Annotated in this window: 18 protein-coding genes; 7 read left to right on the top strand and 11 right to left on the bottom strand. The window is 65.2% G+C overall.

Features of this window, described 5'->3' with window-relative positions; translation table 11 throughout:
• Nucleotides 1–54: 54 nt before the first annotated feature.
• Together dinD and EST26_RS05915 are read right to left on the bottom strand one after the other, a co-directional pair.
• On the bottom strand, nt 55–897 hold the full coding sequence (gene dinD, locus EST26_RS05920; RefSeq protein ID WP_291066124.1) for a DNA damage-inducible protein D: 843 nt from the start codon (nt 895–897) through the stop codon (nt 55–57).
• Nucleotides 894–3953, bottom strand: a complete 3060-nt coding sequence (locus tag EST26_RS05915; protein ID WP_291066122.1) for a BPTD_3080 family restriction endonuclease — start codon at nt 3951–3953, stop codon at nt 894–896. Before EST26_RS05915 ends, dinD begins: the two co-directional genes overlap by 4 nt.
• A gap of 55 nt (nt 3954–4008) precedes the next feature.
• Between EST26_RS05915 and EST26_RS05910 the strand changes: the two genes are divergently transcribed.
• A complete protein-coding gene (locus EST26_RS05910) occupies nt 4009–4158 on the top strand; it encodes a hypothetical protein (protein ID WP_291066120.1) in 150 nt (49 codons plus the stop codon).
• 183 nt (nt 4159–4341) lie between these two features.
• Nucleotides 4342–5364: an NAD(P)H-dependent glycerol-3-phosphate dehydrogenase gene (locus EST26_RS05905; protein ID WP_291066393.1), complete on the top strand. Its 1023-nt coding sequence runs from the start codon at nt 4342–4344 to the stop codon at nt 5362–5364.
• A 17-nt stretch (nt 5365–5381) separates the two neighbouring features.
• Here the strand turns inward: EST26_RS05905 and panC are convergent, their stop codons facing one another.
• Entirely contained in the window at nt 5382–6230 is an 849-nt protein-coding gene (gene panC, locus EST26_RS05900) for a pantoate--beta-alanine ligase (RefSeq protein WP_291066118.1), read from the bottom strand.
• Nucleotides 6231–6253: 23 nt separating this feature from the next.
• Nucleotides 6254–7147: a 3-methyl-2-oxobutanoate hydroxymethyltransferase gene (gene panB / locus EST26_RS05895; protein WP_291066116.1), complete on the bottom strand. Its 894-nt coding sequence runs from the start codon at nt 7145–7147 to the stop codon at nt 6254–6256.
• A gap of 147 nt (nt 7148–7294) precedes the next feature.
• Here panB and nadC point away from each other — a divergent pair, with 147 nt between their 5' ends.
• The 3 genes from nadC to pabB are packed head-to-tail and all read left to right on the top strand — an operon-like array spanning nt 7295 to nt 11072.
• A complete protein-coding gene (gene nadC, locus EST26_RS05890) occupies nt 7295–8158 on the top strand; it encodes a carboxylating nicotinate-nucleotide diphosphorylase (protein ID WP_291066114.1) in 864 nt (287 codons plus the stop codon).
• A 41-nt stretch (nt 8159–8199) separates the two neighbouring features.
• The gene (gene nadA / locus EST26_RS05885; protein ID WP_291066112.1) at nt 8200–9312 is read left to right on the top strand and encodes a quinolinate synthase NadA; all 1113 of its coding nucleotides are present in this window, start codon (nt 8200–8202) and stop codon (nt 9310–9312) included.
• Nucleotides 9309–11072 carry an aminodeoxychorismate synthase component I gene (gene pabB, locus EST26_RS05880; protein WP_291066110.1) on the top strand — a complete coding sequence of 588 codons (1764 nt, stop codon included), beginning with the start codon at nt 9309–9311 and terminating at the stop codon, nt 11070–11072. Before nadA ends, pabB begins: the two co-directional genes overlap by 4 nt.
• A 198-nt stretch (nt 11073–11270) precedes the next feature.
• Here pabB and EST26_RS05875 read toward each other — a convergent pair whose 3' ends face one another.
• The 6 genes from EST26_RS05875 to EST26_RS05850 form a co-directional block, all read right to left on the bottom strand.
• Nucleotides 11271–11669: a 6-carboxytetrahydropterin synthase gene (locus EST26_RS05875; RefSeq protein ID WP_291066108.1), complete on the bottom strand. Its 399-nt coding sequence runs from the start codon at nt 11667–11669 to the stop codon at nt 11271–11273.
• A 20-nt stretch (nt 11670–11689) separates the two neighbouring features.
• Nucleotides 11690–12328, bottom strand: a complete 639-nt coding sequence (queE, locus tag EST26_RS05870; RefSeq protein ID WP_291066106.1) for a 7-carboxy-7-deazaguanine synthase — start codon at nt 12326–12328, stop codon at nt 11690–11692.
• A complete protein-coding gene (gene nadB / locus EST26_RS05865) occupies nt 12325–13935 on the bottom strand; it encodes an L-aspartate oxidase (protein ID WP_291066104.1) in 1611 nt (536 codons plus the stop codon). Before nadB ends, queE begins: the two co-directional genes overlap by 4 nt.
• A gap of 5 nt (nt 13936–13940) precedes the next feature.
• Nucleotides 13941–14789, bottom strand: a complete 849-nt coding sequence (locus tag EST26_RS05860; RefSeq protein WP_291066103.1) for a ScpA family protein — start codon at nt 14787–14789, stop codon at nt 13941–13943.
• Between the two features lie 51 nt (nt 14790–14840).
• Complete coding sequence (locus EST26_RS05855; protein ID WP_291066101.1) at nt 14841–15053, bottom strand: DUF3460 family protein; 213 nt, start codon at nt 15051–15053, stop codon at nt 14841–14843.
• A gap of 100 nt (nt 15054–15153) precedes the next feature.
• Nucleotides 15154–17016, bottom strand: coding sequence for a putative nucleotidyltransferase substrate binding domain-containing protein (locus EST26_RS05850; RefSeq protein ID WP_291066099.1), 1863 nt, complete (start codon nt 17014–17016; stop codon nt 15154–15156).
• 392 nt (nt 17017–17408) lie between these two features.
• On the opposite strand from EST26_RS05850, the gene EST26_RS05845 reads away from it, so the two are divergent.
• Together EST26_RS05845 and EST26_RS05840 are read left to right on the top strand one after the other, a co-directional pair.
• Nucleotides 17409–17612: a hypothetical protein gene (locus EST26_RS05845; RefSeq protein ID WP_291066097.1), complete on the top strand. Its 204-nt coding sequence runs from the start codon at nt 17409–17411 to the stop codon at nt 17610–17612.
• A gap of 3 nt (nt 17613–17615) precedes the next feature.
• On the top strand, nt 17616–19352 hold the full coding sequence (locus EST26_RS05840) for a cation acetate symporter (protein ID WP_291066095.1): 1737 nt from the start codon (nt 17616–17618) through the stop codon (nt 19350–19352).
• Between the two features lie 518 nt (nt 19353–19870).
• On the opposite strand, the gene EST26_RS05835 is transcribed toward EST26_RS05840, so the two are convergent.
• On the bottom strand, nt 19871–20101 hold the full coding sequence (locus EST26_RS05835) for an addiction module protein (protein ID WP_291066093.1): 231 nt from the start codon (nt 20099–20101) through the stop codon (nt 19871–19873).
• Between the last annotated feature and the right edge of the window lie 195 nt (nt 20102–20296).

Below are 20296 nucleotides of genomic sequence, written 5' to 3'. Positions count from 1 at the left end.
TCGTCTGCGCATTTTGTCTCCCTGATGTGTTGAACCGGTGCTGGTGTCCCGCGTTCAGTCGTCCAGCCGGGCGGGCTTGTCCAGGGCCTTCTTGTCTTCTGACGCCAGGCGACGCTCGACCTTCTTGACGTCTTCTGCCGGCGGCAGGCTTTCGGGGCGAATGCCCCGCTCCAGCAGGGTGTTGCGCACGGCTTGGTTGTTGCTGATGTGCTCGCTGGAGATGGCGCGTTCGCTGTCCATCTGGTGCTGGCGGGCGTTGAAGATGGTGATTTCGGTGGCGAAGTCTTTGGCCTTGAGCAGGATGGTGGGCGCAAAGTCGGCCAGCGGTCGGTTGTCGGGCACCTTCCATTGCGCCTTCATGGCCTGGGTGCTTTTGCCAAACAGGGCGTGGTCGCCCTTGCTGCGGATCAGGGCAAAGTCCTGGTTGCCGCCGCTCTGTTCGTAGATCACTTGCGAGAGTTCTTTTTCGGTTTCGCTGAGCTTGCGCCGCGCCTGCACGCGCTCCAGTGCGAGCAGGCGCTGTTCGATCAGTTCGGCGCGCCGGGTCTGGACCGCGAAGTAGGTCTGTGCGAAGGCGATTTCGGGCTTGCGCGGGTCGCCGTTCTGGGCGATGAGGTAGCAGGCGTAGCGCGTGAGCATGATGTCGTCGATCTCGCGCTCGCTGCCGGAGCCGAGCTGGACCATTTTGTTGACGTCAACAAAATGGTCTGCGACCTGGTGGCCACTGACTTCACAAGCGGTCTTGGCCTTGCTGATGACTTGGCCGAAGTTGCGCCATTCGCTGTAGCCCAGCAGGTGCTGCACATCGCGCGCCAGCCAGTACTCCACGCCGCTCTCGGTTTGCTGTGCATGCCCTTCAAAGGTCTCGGTCAGCACCTGCACCTGTTCTGTCTTCATGTCTGTTCCTCCTGCGTTGTTTTTTCGAGCGTGGCCTTGAAGACCTCGGCCACCTTGTCGGCAAAGTCGGCCTGCATGGCGTACACGTCGGTGAACTCGGCGAAGGCCCAGCGGCCATGGGTCTGCAGGGCATTGACGCCGGGCAGCCAGCGGGTTTGCATGGCGGCCTTTTTGTCTTTGGCGTCTTCGCCCCGGTAGCCCTTGATTTCCACCACGAGGTTGAGCAGGTCGTCCGCGCCGCGCCCGTCGTCGATGCGCAAGATGAAGTCGGGCCGGTAGCGGCGGGTTTCAGCGCCCACGAGGTAGGGCACCTCAAAGCCGAGGTTGTGGTTCTTCACGTAGCTGCGCACCTGGGGGTGCGATTCGGCCGCGCGGCAGAACTCGGCTTCCCAGTCGCTGTCCATGATCAGCCAGTTGAGGTGGCAGTGTTCGCTGCTGGCTTCCCAGCGGTCGGTCTTGGTGGTGGTGAATTTCACATGGGCGGTGGTGCCGACCGGGTTGTAGGGGTCGAGCACGGCCTGTATCTGGCTGCTGCCTTTTTCGATGCTGGCGCGGTCGATGGCCTGCTTGATGCGTTCGCAGGCGCGGTCGGCCAGCTCCAGGTAGCAGAGCTGGGCGGGGTAGGTCTCGCCTTTGCAGTCGAGGTGCTCGTCCAGCCACTGCTTGACGATGCGCTTGAGCTGGCCGAACAGGTGCAGCTTGGGTTCTTCGCCGGGGTCGCGGAACTTGCTGTACAGCAGGTGCTTGGTCAGTTGCATCAGCAGGGTGGAGGTGCGCATGTCGCGCGTGTGGGCCAGGGTGAGGTTGACGCCCTCGCCAATGATCCCTTCTTGCCGGGTGATGGACGGGCCAACCAGCTCGGGCGTGAGCACGAGCCTGGAGTCGGCGTTGAACTCGGCGCCAATGGCTTCTTCGGGCAGCACGACGCGGTAGCCCTGCACGCGGGGAAAGCGGATTTCGTGCGCATCGCGTTCGGGCTTGACGGCCTTGACGGTGACGCTGACGCGCGGCTTGAGGGGTTTGGCAATGGCGGGTTCGGCGTTGAAGTCGAACGGGATGCCCAGCACGTCGGCGTATTCCACGTCGAACAGGCCATCGGCGTTCAGCTCATACGACTGGCGGCGCAGTGCGCGGCCAATGACCTGCTCGCACAGCAACTGGGTGCCGAAGGCGCGCACGCCCAGCACGTGGGTGACGGTGTTGGCGTCCCAGCCTTCGGTGAGCATGGAGACGGAGACGACGCAGTGGATGGATTCGCCCAGGCGGCCGGGCTTGCCCACGGTGTTCATGACTTCGCGCAGCAGCTCGGCGTCGGTGATCTTGTCGGCGGCCTGGCGGTCGCCCGTGCGCTCGATGATCTCGCGGCGAAACTGTTCAATCTCCGGCCCGGCCATGCTGCGGAAGTTGTCGTCCAGCGCTTCGCCGCTTTCCAACTGCTCGCTGTCGATCAACAGGGTGCGCGGGCGGGCCAGGGGCTGGCCGTTTTCATCGAAGTTGCGGAACAGGGCGAGGCGGCCGTTTTCGAGCTGTTCGGTGCCGTCAACGTTGCGGCGCATGAAGCCGGAGATGTAGTCGTACACCAGCTTGGAGGTGGAGGTGTTGTTGCACACCACGATGAAGCAGGGCGGCACGTGAATGCCAGCGTCTTGCCAGACCTGGTAGGTTTTCTCAAAGTGGCCGTACAGCGCCGACAGGGCCGTTTGCAGCTTGGTGGGCAGCTTGAGCGGGTCCAGCCCTTCTGCTTTGCCCCGGCCTTTCTTGGGCATGTCTTTGCTGATGTTCTCCCACAGCTTGCGGAAGATGGGGGCCTCGGTGCCGGGGATGTTGTCGGCCACCGGCACGCGGGGCAGCTTGACGATGCCGCATTCGATGGCGTCCATGAGCGAGAAGTCGCTCATGGTCCAGGGAAAGAGGGTGCCTTCGGCATAGCCGGAGCCGCGCAGGAAGAACGGTGTGGCGGAGAGGTCGATCACCTGGCTCAGGCCCAGTTGGCGTTGCACGGCCTTGATGCCGTTGATCCACAAGCGGGCGGCTTCGTTGTTTTCTTCGGCTTCTTGTCTGTCGTCGCCTTTGAGGTCGGTGTCTTGCACCTTCAGCGGCTTTTCCTGGTAGCAGTGGTGCGCCTCGTCGTTGATGACCATGACGTTCTTCATGCCCATGAGCTCGGGCATGACGCGCTGGATCATCTGGCCTTCGGTTTCCAGCGTGTCCAAGGCGTTGTTGCCACGGCCTTGCAGCAGCAGCCGGGTGCCTTTGGCCACATCCAACCGCTCGCGCAGCCTGAAGCCGTGGTAGTTGGTGATGACGATCTTGCAGCGATCCAGCTCGGCCACCATGTCGGTGGGCACCAGTTCGCGGGTTTTGTAATAGCTGTCGGCGTCGTTGGGCAGCAGCACGCGCAGCCGGTCTTTGATGGTCAGGCCCGGAGCCACCAGCAGGAAGCCACGGGTGAAGCGCTTGCTGGCGGGGTGGCGCACGGCATTGATGGTTTGCCAGGCGATGAGCATGGCCATGACGGTGGTTTTTCCCGCACCGGTGGCCAGCTTGAGCGCCAGGCGCATCAGGCCGGGGTTGGCTTCTTCGTTGGAACGCTGCAGGTGGTCCAGAAAAGTCTTGGCCATGCGCCCCCGCGTTGGGGCCACCTCGGTCAGCCAGATGGCGGTTTCAACCGCTTCGACCTGACAGAAGAAGGGGCGCACACCACTGAAGTGGTGGTGGCGCCAGTGCTGCAGGAGCCTGGCCGTTTCGGGCGTGACGCCCCAGTCGTTCGGGTTGGGGATGCTGCGCCACTTGTCCACTTCGGCACGCACGCCGTTGATGATGGCGCAGTGGTACTTCTGCTCTTCGTCCGACACCTCGTCGGCGATGTCGAGTTCAGCCTGTTCGGCCTTGCCCTTGCGCTTCTTGGGCTGAGGGATCGGGGTGATGAACTCGGCTGTGCGGCGAGCGTCGGCTATGTGCTGGGTGGGTTGGCCCGATGAGTCCAGCTCCCAGTGCCTGTTGGGGTACAGGTAGGGCGAGTTGAGGATGGGTTGTTCGAAGAAATGAGGGCTCATTCAGCAGCATGGGCAGGTTGATCAACCAAAATCGAACTTGATGGTAACCAAGCGCATGAGCACGCGACAGGTCGGCTGGCGTGCGGCTGTGCTTTTACGTGCTTTGTTGTCGATGCGCTCCAAGATGGAACAAAACATCTCCCATTCGATGCTGGCATTCAGCCGCTCCAGCGGATCCCCCGCCTGGCTCAGACTGGCGCAGTGATCATCCAGGTCAAAGAGGCTGTTTTGACTGTTTTGACTGTTTTGATTACCAGGGTGACAGCAGATTTTTTACCGCCGCACTTGTAGTTCTCGCAGTCCGAGGACTCGGGGGAATTTATGGAAGTGCCCGCAGCCATCCCGGATAATCGTGCTCATGCAAGCAAACAAAAGCACCGGTTCGGGGTTGAACGTGGTCGTGCTCGGCGCCGGCGCCTGGGGCACGGCGCTGGCCATCAGCGCCGCCGCCCACGGCGACGCTCGGCACCGCATCACGCTGTGGGCGCGCGATGCGCAGCAGGCCGACCTACTGCGCCTGCAACGCGAAAACCGGCGCTACCTGCCGGGCCTGGCGCTGCCACCGGGCTTGCAGATCGCCAGCGGCGCGCTGCACGGCGCGTCCGCGCTGCTCGACAGCGCCGATCTGCTGGTCGTTGCCACGCCCATGGCTGGCCTGCGTGACATGTTGCAGGTGCTGGCCGCGCAGCGCGCAACGCTGGCCTGGCTGTGCAAGGGTTTTGAGACAGCGCGCCCGGGCGCGCCAGACGTGGGCCTGCTCGGCCACGAGGTGCTGGCGCAGGTTGCACCGCATCTGCAAGCGGGCGCGCTCAGCGGCCCGAGCTTCGCGCAAGAGGTGGCGCAGGGTCAGCCGACCGCGCTGGTGGCCGCCAGCGAGCACGCCTGCGTGCGCGAGCTGTTGGTGGCGGCGTTTCACGGGCCCACGCTGCGCGTCTATGCGAACGATGACATGGTTGGCGTCGAAGTCGGCGGCGCGGTCAAGAACGTGCTGGCCATAGCCACCGGCCTGTGCGATGGCCTGCACCTGGGTCTGAACGCGCGTGCCGCACTGATCACGCGCGGCCTGGCCGAAATGACGCGCCTGGGGCTGGCCTTGGGTGCGCGCGCCGAGACCTTCATGGGCTTGTCCGGCCTGGGCGATCTGGTTCTCACCGCCACCGGCGACCTCTCGCGCAACCGCACGGTGGGCCTGTTGCTGGCGCAGGGCCTGAGCCTGCCGCAGGCGGTGGCTTCACTCGGCCACGTGGCCGAAGGCGTCACCAGCGCACGCACGGTGGTGCTGCGGGCGCAGCAACTGGGGGTGGATATGCCGATCAGCCAGGCCGTGCTGGCGCTGCTCGAAGGCCGGCTGCGCCCGGCCGAGGCACTGGCCACGCTGATGGAGCGCGACCCGAAAGAAGAAACGCTGTAGCCGAGCGGCGTGGACGTTCAGACCTCAAAGCTGTCGATCAGGCGCGTCTGGCCCAGGCGTGCCGCGCCCAGCACCACCAGCGGCTCACCGCCCTGTGGCGGCTGCAGGTCGGCGCGGCGGCGCACGCTCAGGTAGTCGGGTTGCCAGCCGCGTGCGGCCAGCGCTTGCATGGCGCGCGCCTCCAAGTGTTCGCGCTCGGCGGGCAGATCGGCGCTGTCTTGCGCGCCGCGCGCCAGCGCGCGCAGCGCCAGCGCCAGTTGCACCGCTTCGGCACGCTCGGCTGCACTCAAGTAGCCGTTGCGCGAACTCAGCGCCAGACCGTCGGGCGTGCGCTGCGTAGCCACGCCAACGATCTCGATCGGCAGCGCGAACTGCCGCACCAGGCACCGAATCAGCAGCAACTGCTGATAGTCTTTCTGGCCAAAAACCGCGTGGCACGGGCCTTTGGCCTGCGCAAAGACGCACTGAAACAGCTTCATCACCACCGTGCAGACTCCGGTGAAGAAGCCGGGGCGGAACTGGCCTTCCAGGATGTCGGCCAGCTCGGCCGGCGGCTGCACCTTGAAGCCTTGCGGCTCGGGGTACAGGTCTTGTTCCGACGGCGCAAACAGCAGGTCGCAGCCGACACCGGCCAGCCGCTCGGCGTCGGCCTGCAAGGTGCGCGGGTAGCGGTCGAAGTCTTCGTGTGGCGCGAACTGCAAGCGGTTGACGAAGATGCTGGCCAGCGTCACGTCGCCCAGCGGCTTGGCGCGGCGCACCAGCTCCAGGTGGCCGGCGTGCAAATTGCCCATGGTCGGAACGAACGCAGGGGCGTCATAAGGCCGCAGGGCCTGGCGCAACTGTTCGATGCTGTGAACGATTTTCATACAGAATTCGGCGCAGGCCGTACTCACCAGGCGTGCAGGTGGTCGTCGGGAAAGCTGCCGTCTTTCACGGCTGCCACATAAGCGGCCATAGCCGCGCGCACGCTGGGCGCGCCATCCATGAAGTTGCGCACGAATTTCGGGTTCTTGCCCAGGTTGATGCCCAGCATGTCGTGCAGCACCAGCACCTGGCCGGCCGTGCCCTTGCCAGCGCCTATGCCGATGGTGTGGCAGCTCTGCAGCCGCTGCGTGATGGCGCTCGCCAGGGCGGCCGGCACCATCTCCAGCACCAGCATGGCTGCACCCGCGTCTTGCAGTTCGATCGCGTGGCGCTGCAGCGCGTGGGCGGCTTCGTCGTCGCGGCCCTGCACCCGGTAGCCGCCGAGCGCGTGCACGGTTTGGGGCGTCAAGCCCAGGTGGGCGCAGACCGGAAAACCGCGTTCGACCAGGAAACGCACGGTCTCGGCAGTCCAACCGCCGCCTTCGAGCTTGACCATGTGGGCGCCCGCTCGCATCAGCACCGCTGCACTTTGCAAGGCTTGCTCGCGGCTCTCGTGGTAGCTGCCGAACGGCAGGTCGGCAATTACCCAGGCGGTGGCCTGGACCCGCCGCAGGCCGCGCATGACGCTTTCGGTGTGGTAGCGCATGGTCTGCAGCGTGACGCCAACCGTGCTGGAGAGCCCCTGACACACCATGCCTAGCGAGTCGCCAACCAGGATGCATTCCACGCCGGCGGCGTCGGCCACGGCGGCGAAGGTGGCGTCGTAGGCGGTCAGCATGGTGATTTTCTCGCTGCGCGCGCGCATTTCCTGCAAGCGCGGCAAACTCACCGGCTTGCGCTGCGGCAGCGGAGAAGCCGCCGGCAGCGTGCCGTAGGGCGTTCCGCTGGCGTGGCCGGTGTCGGTGGTGCTGGGGTTCATGGGGACTTGCCGATCGGTGGGAGCTGCGATTGGGGCGCACTATATTCGATCTGGCGCTCGATTGGGGCGCGCCGGCCAAGGCAGCGGTTTCATGCTGCTGCAGGCAAAGATGAGCGCCACTGGCGTCTGAGATTATGCTTGCGCCCCATGAAACACTTTTCTGAATTCTGCGCCGCCGATCTGGCCGAACTGGCGCGCGCCGACGTGGCGCGTGCGCTGGCCGAAGACATCGGCAGCGGCGACCTGACGGCGGCGCTGGTGGACGGCTCGCGCCAGGCGCGTGCATTTATTGTGGCGCGCGAATCGGCGCTGCTTTGCGGCACCCCGTGGGTACAAGCCGCACTGCTGGCCTGCGATCCGCACGCGCGCCTGAACTGGCAGGTGGCCGAAGGCCAGCGCTGCGCCGCCAACCAGGTGGTGCTGGAGCTGCAAGGCCAGGCGCAAGCGCTGCTGAGTGCCGAGCGCACCGCGCTCAATTTTTTGCAGCTACTCTCGGCCGTAGCCAGCAAAACAGCGACCTTCGTCGCCGCCGTAGCGGGCACCCAAGCGCAGATCGTCGACACCCGCAAGACCCTGCCCGGCCTGCGGCTGGCGCAGAAATACGCCGTCAAGACCGGCGGCGGCGTCAACCACCGCATCGGCCTGTACGACGCGGTGCTGATCAAGGAAAATCACATTGCCGCCGCCGGCGGCGTAGCGGCCGTGTTGCAGCGGGTGCAGGAAACCGCGCCGCAGGCACGTTTTGTCGAGATCGAGGTCGAAACACTGGCGCAGCTCGAACAGGCGCTGGCCTGCGGCGCGCGCATGGTGCTGCTCGACAACATGGACCTGCCCACGCTGCATGAAGCGGTACGCCGCAACGCCGGGCGCGCGGTGCTGGAAATCTCGGGTGGCGTCAAGCTGCAAACGGTGCGCGCGCTGGCGCAAACCGGGGTGGACCGCATCTCGATCGGCAGCCTGACCAAAGACGTGCAGGCGGTCGATTTTTCCATGCGCTTTGATACGCTCTGAAACCCCAGGCATCCGCAGCCACAACCGCAGGTCAGACCGCCATGAACAGCAGCCCCCGCAGCACCATGATCGACGTCGAATACGAACGACCGAGCTGCCCGACGCAGCACGCCTGGGCACGTGTGCCGCCCGAACCGAGCCCGCAGCAGCGCACCGAGCTCATGGCGCGCATTCGCCGCTTGCTGCAGCAGCGCAACGCGGTCATGGTGTCGCACTATTACGTACACCCCGATTTGCAAGACCTGGCGCTCGCCACCGGTGGCATCGTCAGCGATTCGCTGGAGATGGCGCGCTTTGGCCGCGACCACGCCGCGCAGACGCTGCTGGTCTCGGGCGTGCGCTTCATGGGTGAGACCGCCAAAATTCTGAGCCCGCACAAAACCGTGCTGATGCCCGACCTGGACGCCACCTGCTCGCTCGACCTGGGCTGCCCGATCGAGCAGTTCAACGCCTTTTGCGACGCCCACCCGCAGCGCACGGTGGTGGTCTACGCCAACACCAGCGCGGCGGTCAAGGCGCGCGCCGACTGGCTGGTGACGTCGAGCTGCGCACTCGACATCGTGCGCGCGCTCAAAGACCGGGGCCACGCCATCTTGTGGGCGCCCGACAAGCATTTGGGCGGCTATATCCAACGCGAAACCGGTGCCGACATGCTGCTGTGGGGCGGCTCGTGCATCGTGCACGACGAGTTCAAGGCGCACGAGCTGGCGGCGCTGAAAAAAGAACGTCCGGCTGCCAAAGTGCTGGTACACCCCGAGAGCCCGGCCGAAGTGGTCGCGCTGGCTGATGCGGTCGGCTCGACCTCGGCCCTGTTGCACGCTGCGCGCACGCTGGATGCAAGGGAATTCATCGTCGCCACCGACCGCGGCATGTTGCACATGCTGCGCCAACAAAACCCCGGCAAGCGCTTCGTGGAAGCACCCACCGCCGGCGACAGCGCCACCTGCAAAAGCTGCGCGCACTGCCCCTGGATGGCGATGAACAGCCTGGCCGGCGTGGCCCAGGCGCTGGAGCAGGGAACGAACCAGATCGAGGTCGATGCGGCACTGATTGAGCGCGCCCGGCTGCCCATAGACCGCATGCTGGCCTTCACCGCCGCGCAGCGCGGCGGGCAGGACGCGGGCGCGCTGGTGCCGCGCATCGGCGCGGCTTGACGTGGGCCACCGTGGCGACGCTGATCGACTTTGCCGCCCCCGACGCCACCGACCCCGGCGCCGCCCTGCGCTGCGCCTTCGGGCCGGCGCTGCACACGCTGGTGGCGCACCAGCCCGAGCAGGTGCGCCCGCTGCTGGCGCAGGTTGAGCGGGCCGCACAGCAGGGCTGCTGGTGCGTCGGCTACCTGCGCTATGAAGCGGCGGCGGCGTTCGACAGCGCGTTTGAGGTGCATGCGCCCGATGGCCCGCTGGCCTGGTTTGGCGTCTACGCGGCGGCACTGCCCTGGCCGGCCATAGAGCCCGGAGCGGCCGCGCGGGCGCAGTGGAGCAGCGGCCTGGCGCGCGCCGATTTTGACCGGCAACTGGAGCGCATCGCGCGCGCCATCGAAGCCGGCGAGCTCTATCAGGTCAATTACACCGCCTCGCTGCACGGCGAGCTGCAAGGCGACGCGCTGGCGCTGTTCCAAGCGCTGCAACGCGCACAACCGGGCGGCTACGCCGCTTATATCGACAGCGGCGACGAGCAATTGCTGTCGGTTTCGCCCGAGCTGTTTTTTCACTGGCAGGACAATCAGTTGCTGATGCGTCCGATCAAGGGCACGGCTGCGCGCGGCGCAGACCCGAGCGACGATGCAAGGCAGGCCGAGCGCTTGCGCGCATCGCCCAAGGAGCGGGCCGAAAACGTGATGATCGTCGACCTGATCCGCAACGACGTCTCGCGCCTGGCGCTGCCGCACTCGGTGGCGGTACCGCACCTGTTTGGCCTGACGGCGCTGCCGACGGTCTGGCAGATGAGCTCTGACGTGCGCGCGCGCACCCGCGCAGGCACCACCTTGGCCGACGTGTTTGCAGCGCTGTTTCCCTGCGGCTCGGTCACCGGCGCGCCCAAGGTGCAAGCCATGCGCATGATCCACGCACTCGAGCCGCAGCCGCGCGGCGTGTACTGCGGCGCCATCGGCGTGCTACGGCCCGGCGGCGCGGCCACCTTCAACGTCGCCATCCGCAGCGTCAGTGCGCGCGCCGGACGGCTGCGCTGCGGCATTGGCAGCGGCATCACGGCCGACGCCAGCGCCAGCGGCGAGTGGGCCGAATGGCAGCATAAGCGCGCCTTTCTGGAGCGCGCCAGCGCGCCGTTCGAGCTGCTGCAAACCCTGGCGCTGCAGGACGGCGCATACGACCACGCCCCCGCCCACCTGGAGCGCATGGCGCGCGCCGCCGCGCATTTCGGCTACCCCTGGCCCGACGCCGCTGTGCGCGCCGCCCTGCACGCCTTGGCCGTGCAGCACCCGCAAGGCGCTTGGCGCCTGCGCTTGCGGCTTGACGCGCAGGCGCAGGTGCACGCCGAGGCGTTCCCCCTCGAAGCCACCCCGACGCCGGTGCGGCTGCAATTGGCGGCCAGCGCTTTCGAGGCAGCGAGCAGCGAATTCGTGCGCTTCAAAACCACCCGCCGCGCCCACTACGACGCCGCCGCCGCATCAACCGACCCGACGCTGTTTGACACCGTGCTGTGGAACCCGCGCGGCGAACTGACCGAATGCACGCGCGCCAACCTCGCGCTGCTGATCGACGGCCGTTGGGTCACGCCGGCGCTGCACTGCGGCTTGCTCGACGGCGTTGGCCGCGCGCACTGGCTGCGCCAGGGGCGGCTGGTCGAAGCGGTGGTGCACTTGGACGATCTGCCGCGCGTGCAGGCCTGGGCCTGGATCAACAGCTTGCGCGGCTGGCTGGCGGCCGAATGCGTAGGCGCCAAGCCTGAATGAAATTTCGCATCCGTTCAGACTGATTTCACCTCCGTTCGGGTTGATTTCACCCCCGTTCGGGCTGATTTCACCTCCGTTCGGGCTGAGCCTGTCGAAGCCCCACCCGCACACACCGCCCCCAGATGAAGATTCACCCCCGTTGCTCGGGCTCAACCCCTGGCCAGCGCCGTGTCGCAGCACATCATGGGTCGCGCGGATTCAGACCGACCGATCTGCTGGCGCTGGTGCGTACGGCCGCAGATCGAGCACGCAGGCGTCGCCCACCGCTTCGCGCCAGACCCGCACGCGCGTGAGTTGCGGCGCCAGTTCGGGCAAGGCTCGGGCAATGAACAGGCAGAGGTTTTCCAGCGTGGCCGGTCCCAACCCGGGCACTTCGTCCAGAAAGTGGTGATCGAGTTGCAAGCGCACCTGCTCGAGCCGCTGGCGCAGCAGGCCCAGGTCCAGCACCATGCCGCTGCGGGCATCGAGTGCGGCACTGAGGCTGACTTCGGCCTTGTAGCTGTGGCCGTGGATGCGGCGGCTGCCTTCGGCTTCGATTTCGCGTTGGAGTGTGTGCGCGGCGTCGAAAAAGAAACGTTGACTGATGGTGAGCTTCATGGCAGTAGCGGATTTCAAATTCAGCGAATGCCACAGATTTTGTGGCTTTGCAGGCTCAGGCGCCAGCGCGGGTCACGCAGACAAGCGTCGATGCACAGGGCGGTGTGGGCGCCCTGTTGCGGCCCGTCCATGGGCTGCAGGAAGCGGTGCGCAAAGTCGCCCGTCTGCGCCAGCCGTGCCAGATCGAACCCCGCTTGCGGCCAGACCAGTTTGAGCTCTTGCCCGCTGTGCTGCACCCAGTCGGCGCCGGCCTTGGGGCTGATGCACAGCCAGTCAATGCCGGGCGGCGCAGCCAGCGTGCCGTTGCTCTCGACAGCGACGCGGAATCCGCGCCGGTGCAAGGCGTCGAGCAAGGCCGCATCGAGCTGCAACAGCGGTTCACCGCCGGTCAGCACGCACAGGCGCTGCGCGTGCGATGGGGTCGGCCAGTGCGCCTCGATGCCATCGGCCAGGGCGTCGGCGCTCGTGTATTTGCCGCCGTGGCTGCCGTCGGTGCCGACGAAGTCGGTGTCGCAAAAGCGGCAGACGGCGCTGGCACGGTCGGCCTCGCGCCCGCTCCAGAGGTTGCAGCCGGCCAAGCGGCAAAACACCGCCGCCAGGCCCGCTTGCGCGCCCTCACCTTGCAAGGTGTAGAAGATTTCCTTGACGCTGTAGCTCATGCGGCAGCCAGGGTGGGCGACAGCAGTGTCGGTCTGGCCTGCGCCAGCAAGTCGGGGTAGTCGCGGCTGTAGTGCAGGCCGCGGCTCTCGTGGCGCAGCAGCGCCGACATGACGATCAGATCGGCCACCTGCACCAGGTTGCGCAGCTCCAGCAGATCGCGCGAGACGTGAAAGAGCGCATAGAACTCGTGAATTTCGTCTTGCAGCAGCGCTATGCGGTGCGCCGCTCGCTCCAGCCGCTTGTTGGTGCGCACGATGCCGACGTAGTCCCACATGCAGCGGCGCAGCTCGGCCCAGTTGTGCGAGATCACGACTTGCTCATCGGCATCGGTGACGCGGCTCTCGTCCCACTGCGGCATGGCCGGCGCAGCCACCAGCGGCGCAGCGCGGATCGCCGCCACCGCGCCCTGCGCAAACACCATGCACTCAACCAGCGAGTTGCTGGCCAAGCGGTTGGCGCCGTGCAGCCCGGTGCAGGCGGTCTCGCCGACCGCGTACAGGCCGGCGATGTCGGTGCGGCCAGCCAAGTCGGTCACCACGCCGCCGCAGGTGTAGTGCGCTGCCGGCACGACCGGAATCGGCTCGCGCGTGATGTCGATGCCGAGCTCGGCGCAACGGGCCAGTATGTTGGGAAAGTGCTCCTGCAAAAACGCCGGGCTCTGGTGCGAGATGTCCAGGTGCACACAGTCCAGGCCGTGCTTCTTCATCTCGAAGTCGATCGCGCGCGCCACCACGTCGCGCGGCGCGAGTTCGGCGCGCGGGTCGTGGTCGGGCATGAAGCGGTGCCGGCCCAGATGCGCCGGCAATAAGAGCCGCCCTCCTTCGCCGCGCACCGCCTCACTGATGAGAAAGCTCTTGGCGTGCGGGTGGTACAGGCAGGTGGGGTGGAACTGAATGAACTCCATGTTGCCGACCCGGCAGCCGGCGCGCCAGGCGGCGGCGATGCCGTCTCCGGTGGCGGTGTCGGGGTTGCTGGTGTAGAGGTAGACCTTGCCGGCGCCGCCGGTGGCCAGCACGGTGTGCGAGGCGCTGAAGGTCACGACCCGATCGCGCGCCACGTCCAGCACGTAGGCGCCGTGGCAGCGCGTCGCTGCGGCGTGGGCCGGGGTGCGCGCCAGCTTGCGGTCGGTGATCAGGTCGACCAGCATGTGGTCTTCGAACACCTGAATGCTGGGCGTGCGCCGCAACCGATCGAGCAAGGTGCTCTGTACCGCTGCGCCGGTGGCGTCGGTGGCGTGCACGATGCGGCGGTGGCTGTGGCCGCCCTCGCGCGTCAGGTGCAAGCCGCCGTTTTCCTGCGAGAACGGCACCCCCAGCTCTTGCAGCCAGGCAATGGCCGCTGGCGCGTGTTCGACCGCAAAGCGGGTGGCGTCCAGGTCGCACAGACCGGCGCCCGCCTGCAGCGTGTCCTGCACGTGCGAGGCAAAACTGTCCTGCTCGGACAGCACGGCGGCAATGCCGCCCTGGGCCCAGTGGCTGGAACCGTCGCTCAAGCTGCGCTTGGTCACCAGCGCCACGCGCAGGCCGGGCGCCAGGTTCAATGCGGCGGTCAGTCCGGCCAGGCCACTGCCGATGATCAGCACGTCAAAGTCGTAGCGGTCGTTCATGGGGTTCATTGCGGCCGGCAGGCCAGCCGCACGTAAATAGGGGCAAAGGCTTCGGCCTGGGTCAGCTCGATCAGCGTTTCCTTGGCCAATTCCAGCATGGCAATGAAGGTCACCACCAGCACCGCTGTGCCCTGGACCGGATCGAACAACTCACCGAATTCAACGCAACGCCGATCGCGCAGCCGACGCAGCAACCGACTCATGTGCTCACGCACCGAGAGCGGTTCGCGGCTGATGCTGTGGTGCTGCACCAGCCGCGCGCGCGCGCAAATGTCGCGCCAGGCGCTTTGCAAATCGGCGCCGCACACCGCCGGCCAGCGCGGCGCTGGCGCGGGCAAGTCTGGCGCCTGGGCACGCAAGAAGTCGCGCCCGAGCTGCGGGCACTCGGCCAGTCGTTGCGCGGCCCGCTTGAGTTGCTCGTACTCGAGCAGACGGCGCACCAGTTCGACGCGTGGGTCTTCGACTTGCTCTGTGGTCGCCAGGCTTTTTTTGGGCGGCAGCAACAGGCGCGACTTGATCTCGATCAGCGTGGCCGCCATCAGCAGGTATTCGCCGGCCAGCTCCAGATTGCAAGCGCATATGTCATCCACGTAACTCAGGTACTGACGCGTCAGTGCCGCCATCGGGATGTCGAGAATATTGAAGTTTTGCTTGCGTATCAGGTAGAGCAGCAGGTCTAGCGGGCCTTCGAACGCCTCGAGCAAAATCCGCAAGGCGTCGGGCGGTATGTAGAGGTCGCGCGGCAGCGCAAACAGCGGCTCGCCATACAGCCGGGCCAGCGCAACGGGGTCGATCGATGCCGAGGCGCTGCGCTCTGGCGTGGCGCCAGCCGGTGTGACGGCCTGTTGGCTCATGGCAAGGGGGCCGGCGCGGCGCAGTGGCTGCGTCGCGCCGGCCTGACGGGTTCAGACCTGCTCGGGGCGGGTCTGGTACACGTAGGGTTGCTGCGGCACGCAAGCGGTGTCGGCTTCGCACTGAAAGGCTCGGTCAATCTGACGATCCCACAGCCGCGCGCGGCCATCGCGCTGGGCTTGCTCCAGTTGCGGCTGCTCGAGCTTGAGCCGCTCGATGAACTGCGTGGCTTCAGAGCTGTAGTGCGGGCGGGCGAAGATGGACATGGCGGTCGATGCGGCAGGCGCAGTGGGTGCGAGAGGAGCTGATTTTACCGCTCTGCGCCCGCATCCTGCACGCCACTTTCAGCGCCCGGCAGGCGTCTTCTCAAAGCCGGCCGACCTGGTAACGCTGGCCCAGCAGATGCTGCACCTCTTTGACCACCGTGAAGGCGTCTTTGAGCTGGCTGCGTTCGAAGTTGGAAATTTCATCCAGATGCAGAAAATTGTCGGGTGGCTGCTGGCGCTGGCATTGACGCCCTTGGTGCTGCAAGCGCATGAAGGCCAAAAACTCCAGCGCATGGCGCAGGTCTCGGGCACTTTGTTCGCTGATGACGTGGCTACCCACCACGCCTTGCAAACGATCGCTGGTGTTGACGGCCGGCAAAGCGCCGGCCAGCGCAAACACCCGCGCCAGGTCTACGATAGGCACCACGCCGTTGTGTTTGAGGTCTACGCAGCCCCGGTGTTCGCCCTTGCGAAGGGTGGAGATGCCGCCAAACAAGCCCAGCGGCGGCACGTGCTGCAGCGCGTTGCCGACCATGAAGGCCAGAAAAACGCTGCTGGCCTTGGTTTTCTGCAACACGCCGCGGCGCAACTCGTCGAGCAGGGCGGCATTTCCATGCACCGCACGCTGATCGAAAAATACGCAGGTCAACATCAGCGCGGTCGGATCTGGCTCATGCACCCAGTGCTCAAAGAGTTCAGCCCAGCGCCAACGCGGCAAGCGCCAGGCGTCGTTCATGGCCATCATTTCCCCCGGGCAATACACGTAGCCGCAGGCGTTCAAGCCATCGCAGACGAATTGCGACAGGGCCTTGAAATATGCACCGTGCAGCAGCGGGTCGTAGGCGTCGCCCAGCACCATGCAGTTGTCCTGATCGGTGCGCGCGCTCTGCTCGTTGCGCGCCTGGGAACCGGCTGCCACCCAGACATAGTCGACCGGCGCCGGCCCCAGCTTGTCTTGACCGAGTTGCAGCAAGCGGCTGGTGATAGCGTCGGTGATGGAGGTGACGATGTGGCCACTGCTGTAGGCCGACACTTTGGCTAGAGCCAGGCTTTGCTGCAAGCGCTGCACTTTGGCAGCGGCCTGTTGCAAGCCAGCCAGGCTGTTGTGCTTGTAAATTTCTCCGCTCAGACAGACCGCTGACGTGCTGTGCTGCTCGTTCAGGTCGGAGGCGGTGATCATGCCGACCAGGCGCTCGCCGTCGAGCACCGGAAGATGGTGAATATGCTGCCGCGCCATCAGCAGCAAGGCGTCGAAAACCGGTTTATGTACGTCAATCGTCAGCGGCGCCAAAGTAGCAATGTCGGCCACCGGCCGTTCGCTGTCCAGGCCAACAGCGAGCACGCGGTTGCGCAAATCGCGGTCGGTGATCAGACCCAGCAAGCGCCCCTGCTCGACCAGCAACACCGAGGAGACGCCTTGCTTGCTCATGAGTTCAGCCGCCTGCCGAATGCTGGCCTGCGGCGCCAGCGTGACGGGCTCGCGCCGGATCAGGTGGCGCACCAGCATGCTCATCAGGTTGCGGCCAGCTTCTGCGTCACCGGCCGCAGGTTCGACACCCCGGGGCGCACGCTTGACTGCGGGCAGGAAATAGGCCAGCGCCGGCAGCTCGAGCTGCAAGGACTCGAGCGTTGCCGCATCCAGACTGGCCAGCCAGGCCTGGGTTCGCGTCACGGCGTGCTGCACGTCGGCCTGCGCTCCCAAGCCCAGACCAAAGCATTCGCCCGGCTGCAGCACCAGCACCGGCTGCGCCTGTCCGTCCAGCAGCGCCACCTCGCCCGCGAGCAGCCAGTGCAAGCGTTGCTGCAAATCTTCGGCCGAGCACACCTCGATCTGCGGCGCCAGCGCGCGCACCTGCAGGCTCTCTGCCAGCCGCGCCCGCGACGCCTGCGGCAACAAACCAAAAATCCGATGCTGGCGCAAGGCTTCGGGCAGGTCGCTCAACTCAAAGAGTGAAGGGCTCATGTTTTCATCCACGATGCACAGGCTTGATGCATTCTAGCGATCTAAAAAAGATGAACAAGGGTAAACCCCAATAGGGTTTACATCGTACCCAGGCACCGATTTTGAATTTTGTCAGTCAATCGTAAGATGGATTGACAGAATGGCCCGACGCGCACTACAGTTTACATTCTGACACGCGCGCCGGGTGGAACTTTGACTCGCTCACAAGGCTGGTCAGCAATCTGTCCCGCGGCCGTCAGGCGGAACTGGAGGCTCCGTCAAGGACTGATTTCGATGAGTAATGCCGTTTAAACCGAGTCATCCCAATTGCAACGTTTGTGTTCCCCAAAGGACTGAATATGGAACTTCAGAAATCAAAGATTGACCCCGCCGCCCTGCGCAAAAGGTCGATCATGTCATTCGTGCTGCTCTTCATTTTTGCCGCCGTCTACTTTATCGCGGCGATCATCAACACCGCAGAGTTCAAACACGTTGCCGGCACCCAGATACTGGGCCTGCCGCTGGCGTTTCATCTGGGTGTGCTGGTGTTCATCGTGGGCCTGGTGGTCACGCACGTACACCTGGCGCAAAGTGACAAAAAAAGCGGAGGTAAATAAACCATGGACAATCCAATTGCTTTTGGCATCGTCGTACTGAGCATCGTGCTCTCGTTCGTCATCAGTTACATGGCCCGCCACGCCACCGCCACCACGGAGGACTTTTATGTCGCTGGCGGCAAGGTATCGTGGCGTCTGAATGGGGTGGCCATGTTCGGCGACTACTGTAGCGCCGCCAGCTTCCTGGGCGTCGCCGGCGCGATTGCGCTGGCCGGCGTCGACAGTTGGTGGATCGCGCTCGGCTTTTTCGGCGCCTGGATCACCGTCTTGCTGGTGATGGCCGGCCCACTCAAGAATGCCGGCAAATACACGGTGGGTGATATTCTGGTCGCCCGTGTCGGCGGCCGCGGCGTCAAACTGCTGGCCATGTCCATCACCATCGTCCTCGGCGTGCTGTACCTGGTGCCACAGTTGGTGGGCGCTGGCCACCTGTTCCAGTTGCTGCTGGGCTGGGACTACACGATCACCGTTCTGGTCTCGGGCATCTTCATGGGCCTGATGGTGGTGGTTGGCGGCATGCTGGGAACGACCTGGAACCAGGCGGTGCAAGGCGTCATGCTGCTGGCGGCCATGATCATCCTGATGATCGCCGCTTCGGTGATGTATTTCGGCGGCAACCCGTTCAACATCATCTCGCAAGCCGGCGAAACCGTCGCCCCCACGGCTGCGGCCCGCATAGACAGCGTGAAAGCGCAGTGGGAGCAGCGCAAGCTGACGCCAGAAGCCTTGGCAGCCGCCGAAGCCGCACCCGGCACGCCGGCAGATTCGGAAGCCGCCGCCAGGGCCGCCGATGCCGCTGCCACCCGGGTGGCGCTGGAAGCCGCCCGCGCAGAGCCGCATGAAGCGGTGTTTGCCCAGTCGGCTGAAATCCGGGCCGCCGCACCAGATGCGCCCTCCGGCATGACGGCTGGCGCTGCAACGCCTGACATGTGGAGCCAGATCAGTCTGGTGCTGGGCCTGCTGCTGGGTGTGGCCGGTCTGCCGCACATCCTGATCCGCTTCTACACCGTCAAAGACGCCCGGGCGGCCCAAAAAGGCGCGGTAATCACGATCTGGGGTCTGGCGATCTTTTACTTGGCGGTGATCTTCGTCGGTCTGGCGATCATGATGGTCTTGTACCCGGCGCTGGTGGGCTACTTGGTCGAAGGCCAACGCGGCATGGCCACCAATATGGCGGTTCCGCTGCTGTCGATAAAGATCGCCGGCGAACCCTTGCTGGGCGTTGTTGCCGCCGGTGCCATGGCAGCCATGCTCAGCACCGCCGTTGGCCTGCTGATCTCCATGACCACCAGCCTGTCGCACGACGCCTATGCCGGTGTGTTCCGGCCCAACAGCAGCGACAAAGAGCGCGTGGCGTTTGCCAAGATTGGCGCGGTCGTGCTGACCGTGATCGCCATCCTGGCCTCGCTCTGGCTGAAAGACCAGAACGTCGCGATTTTGGTGGCGATGTGCTTCGGCATTGCCGCCAGCACCTTTGCACCGGCCATTCTGCTCTCGCTGTGGTGGCGCGGCCTGACCAAGGAAGGCATCATCGCCGGCATGGTGATCGGCCTGGTGGTGTCTTTGACCTTCACCTTCGCCCGCTTCCTCAACGTGCCCGACATCTTTGGCATCCGGGTGCTGGGCAACCCGGCGCTGTACGGCGTGCCGGTGGCCTTCTTGTCGATGTATCTGGTCAGCCTGTTCACCTCCACGCGCGGCAACGTGGACGAGTTCATGGCGGTGGCACACCGCGACTGATCCCGATCTGATCCCGATCTGATCCGGCTCTGAACCACGCTGCGCATGCAAGTGCGCAGCGTGGTTTTTTTTGTATTCGTAAAAGTGGGTTGTTTTAAGTTCAAAGCTCACTCGCCTCGATCATGCGGATGAGTGTTGGTGTCAGTAGACATCTAACGTTTCACATGAGGGGCGCTTGGAGGCCGTAGGCCGGAAAGCGTCCCCTCGGTGGAAGGGTGTGCCGTCACTCGGCACTCGGCCCAGCCAGTACTCTGGAAACTGGTGATTGCCAGCGACGGCGTGAATTAGGATTCCGTAGTCGGTCTCTGTGTAGAACAGCTTGAACGGGAAGTCGACGACAAGGCGTCGGCGGGTACCACCTGCAGCGGGTTTGCCGTGACGAGGGAACGCTGCGGCCAACTTCGCGGCTACTTCAACCTCATGCCGGAACCGAGCGCCAAGGCCCTGGCGTATGGTTTCGTAGTAAGCGGTCTGCGCCAACAACTCCGAACGAGCTTCTCGGCTGAAGCGAGCCCGCGTCACGGCGCGATACGACGAGCTTCGGCGAAGACGTCTTCGGCGGCGAAAGTCTCGACTTCGCCACGGCCATATGCTGCAACGCGACGTTCGATTTCTGTAGCCCAAGCTGCCTCAATTTCAGCGAGTGGCGACTCGTGGAGTGATTCCAGCAGCAGGTCGACGAGACGGGAGCGTTCTCCCGGCGCGAGAGTGCGAGCTTGTTCGGCGAGTTCGGCAACCAGATCGGGCATAGCGTTCCCCCAGGGAGTGAGTAAAGATCATACGCGCCGAGCAGCGTCCGTGTTTCCCTGTGACGGCGAACGTTCGAGGTAAGCTGCCTGCGGAGGCAGGACGTGACTGGCCGCGGAAGGTTCAAAAGTGAAGTGCAACACCCTGGGTTTCAATGAACGAGGGTGGCGTGTTGCGGGGTGTTCAGAAGCAGCTCC

This window comes from Hydrogenophaga sp. (assembly GCF_014773545.1).
GTDB lineage: Bacteria > Pseudomonadota > Gammaproteobacteria > Burkholderiales > Burkholderiaceae_C > Hydrogenophaga.
The sequence above is the reverse complement of the archived record's forward strand: the minus strand, read 5'-3'. Positions and strand labels throughout refer to the sequence as shown.

Coding starts and splice junctions, on each gene's coding strand:
- dinD (WP_291066124.1), bottom strand. CDS start 897: ATGAAGACAGAACAGGTGCAGGTGCTGACCGAGACCTTTGAAGGGCAT.
- EST26_RS05915 (WP_291066122.1), bottom strand. CDS start 3,953: ATGAGCCCTCATTTCTTCGAACAACCCATCCTCAACTCGCCCTACCTG.
- EST26_RS05910 (WP_291066120.1), top strand. CDS start 4,009: ATGAGCACGCGACAGGTCGGCTGGCGTGCGGCTGTGCTTTTACGTGCT.
- panC (WP_291066118.1), bottom strand. CDS start 6,230: ATGAAAATCGTTCACAGCATCGAACAGTTGCGCCAGGCCCTGCGGCCT.
- panB (WP_291066116.1), bottom strand. CDS start 7,147: ATGAACCCCAGCACCACCGACACCGGCCACGCCAGCGGAACGCCCTAC.
- nadC (WP_291066114.1), top strand. CDS start 7,295: ATGAAACACTTTTCTGAATTCTGCGCCGCCGATCTGGCCGAACTGGCG.
- nadA (WP_291066112.1), top strand. CDS start 8,200: ATGAACAGCAGCCCCCGCAGCACCATGATCGACGTCGAATACGAACGA.
- EST26_RS05875 (WP_291066108.1), bottom strand. CDS start 11,669: ATGAAGCTCACCATCAGTCAACGTTTCTTTTTCGACGCCGCGCACACA.
- queE (WP_291066106.1), bottom strand. CDS start 12,328: ATGAGCTACAGCGTCAAGGAAATCTTCTACACCTTGCAAGGTGAGGGC.
- nadB (WP_291066104.1), bottom strand. CDS start 13,935: ATGAACGACCGCTACGACTTTGACGTGCTGATCATCGGCAGTGGCCTG.
- EST26_RS05860 (WP_291066103.1), bottom strand. CDS start 14,789: ATGAGCCAACAGGCCGTCACACCGGCTGGCGCCACGCCAGAGCGCAGC.
- EST26_RS05855 (WP_291066101.1), bottom strand. CDS start 15,053: ATGTCCATCTTCGCCCGCCCGCACTACAGCTCTGAAGCCACGCAGTTC.
- EST26_RS05850 (WP_291066099.1), bottom strand. CDS start 17,016: ATGAGCCCTTCACTCTTTGAGTTGAGCGACCTGCCCGAAGCCTTGCGC.
- EST26_RS05845 (WP_291066097.1), top strand. CDS start 17,409: ATGTCATTCGTGCTGCTCTTCATTTTTGCCGCCGTCTACTTTATCGCG.
- EST26_RS05840 (WP_291066095.1), top strand. CDS start 17,616: ATGGACAATCCAATTGCTTTTGGCATCGTCGTACTGAGCATCGTGCTC.
- EST26_RS05835 (WP_291066093.1), bottom strand. CDS start 20,101: ATGCCCGATCTGGTTGCCGAACTCGCCGAACAAGCTCGCACTCTCGCG.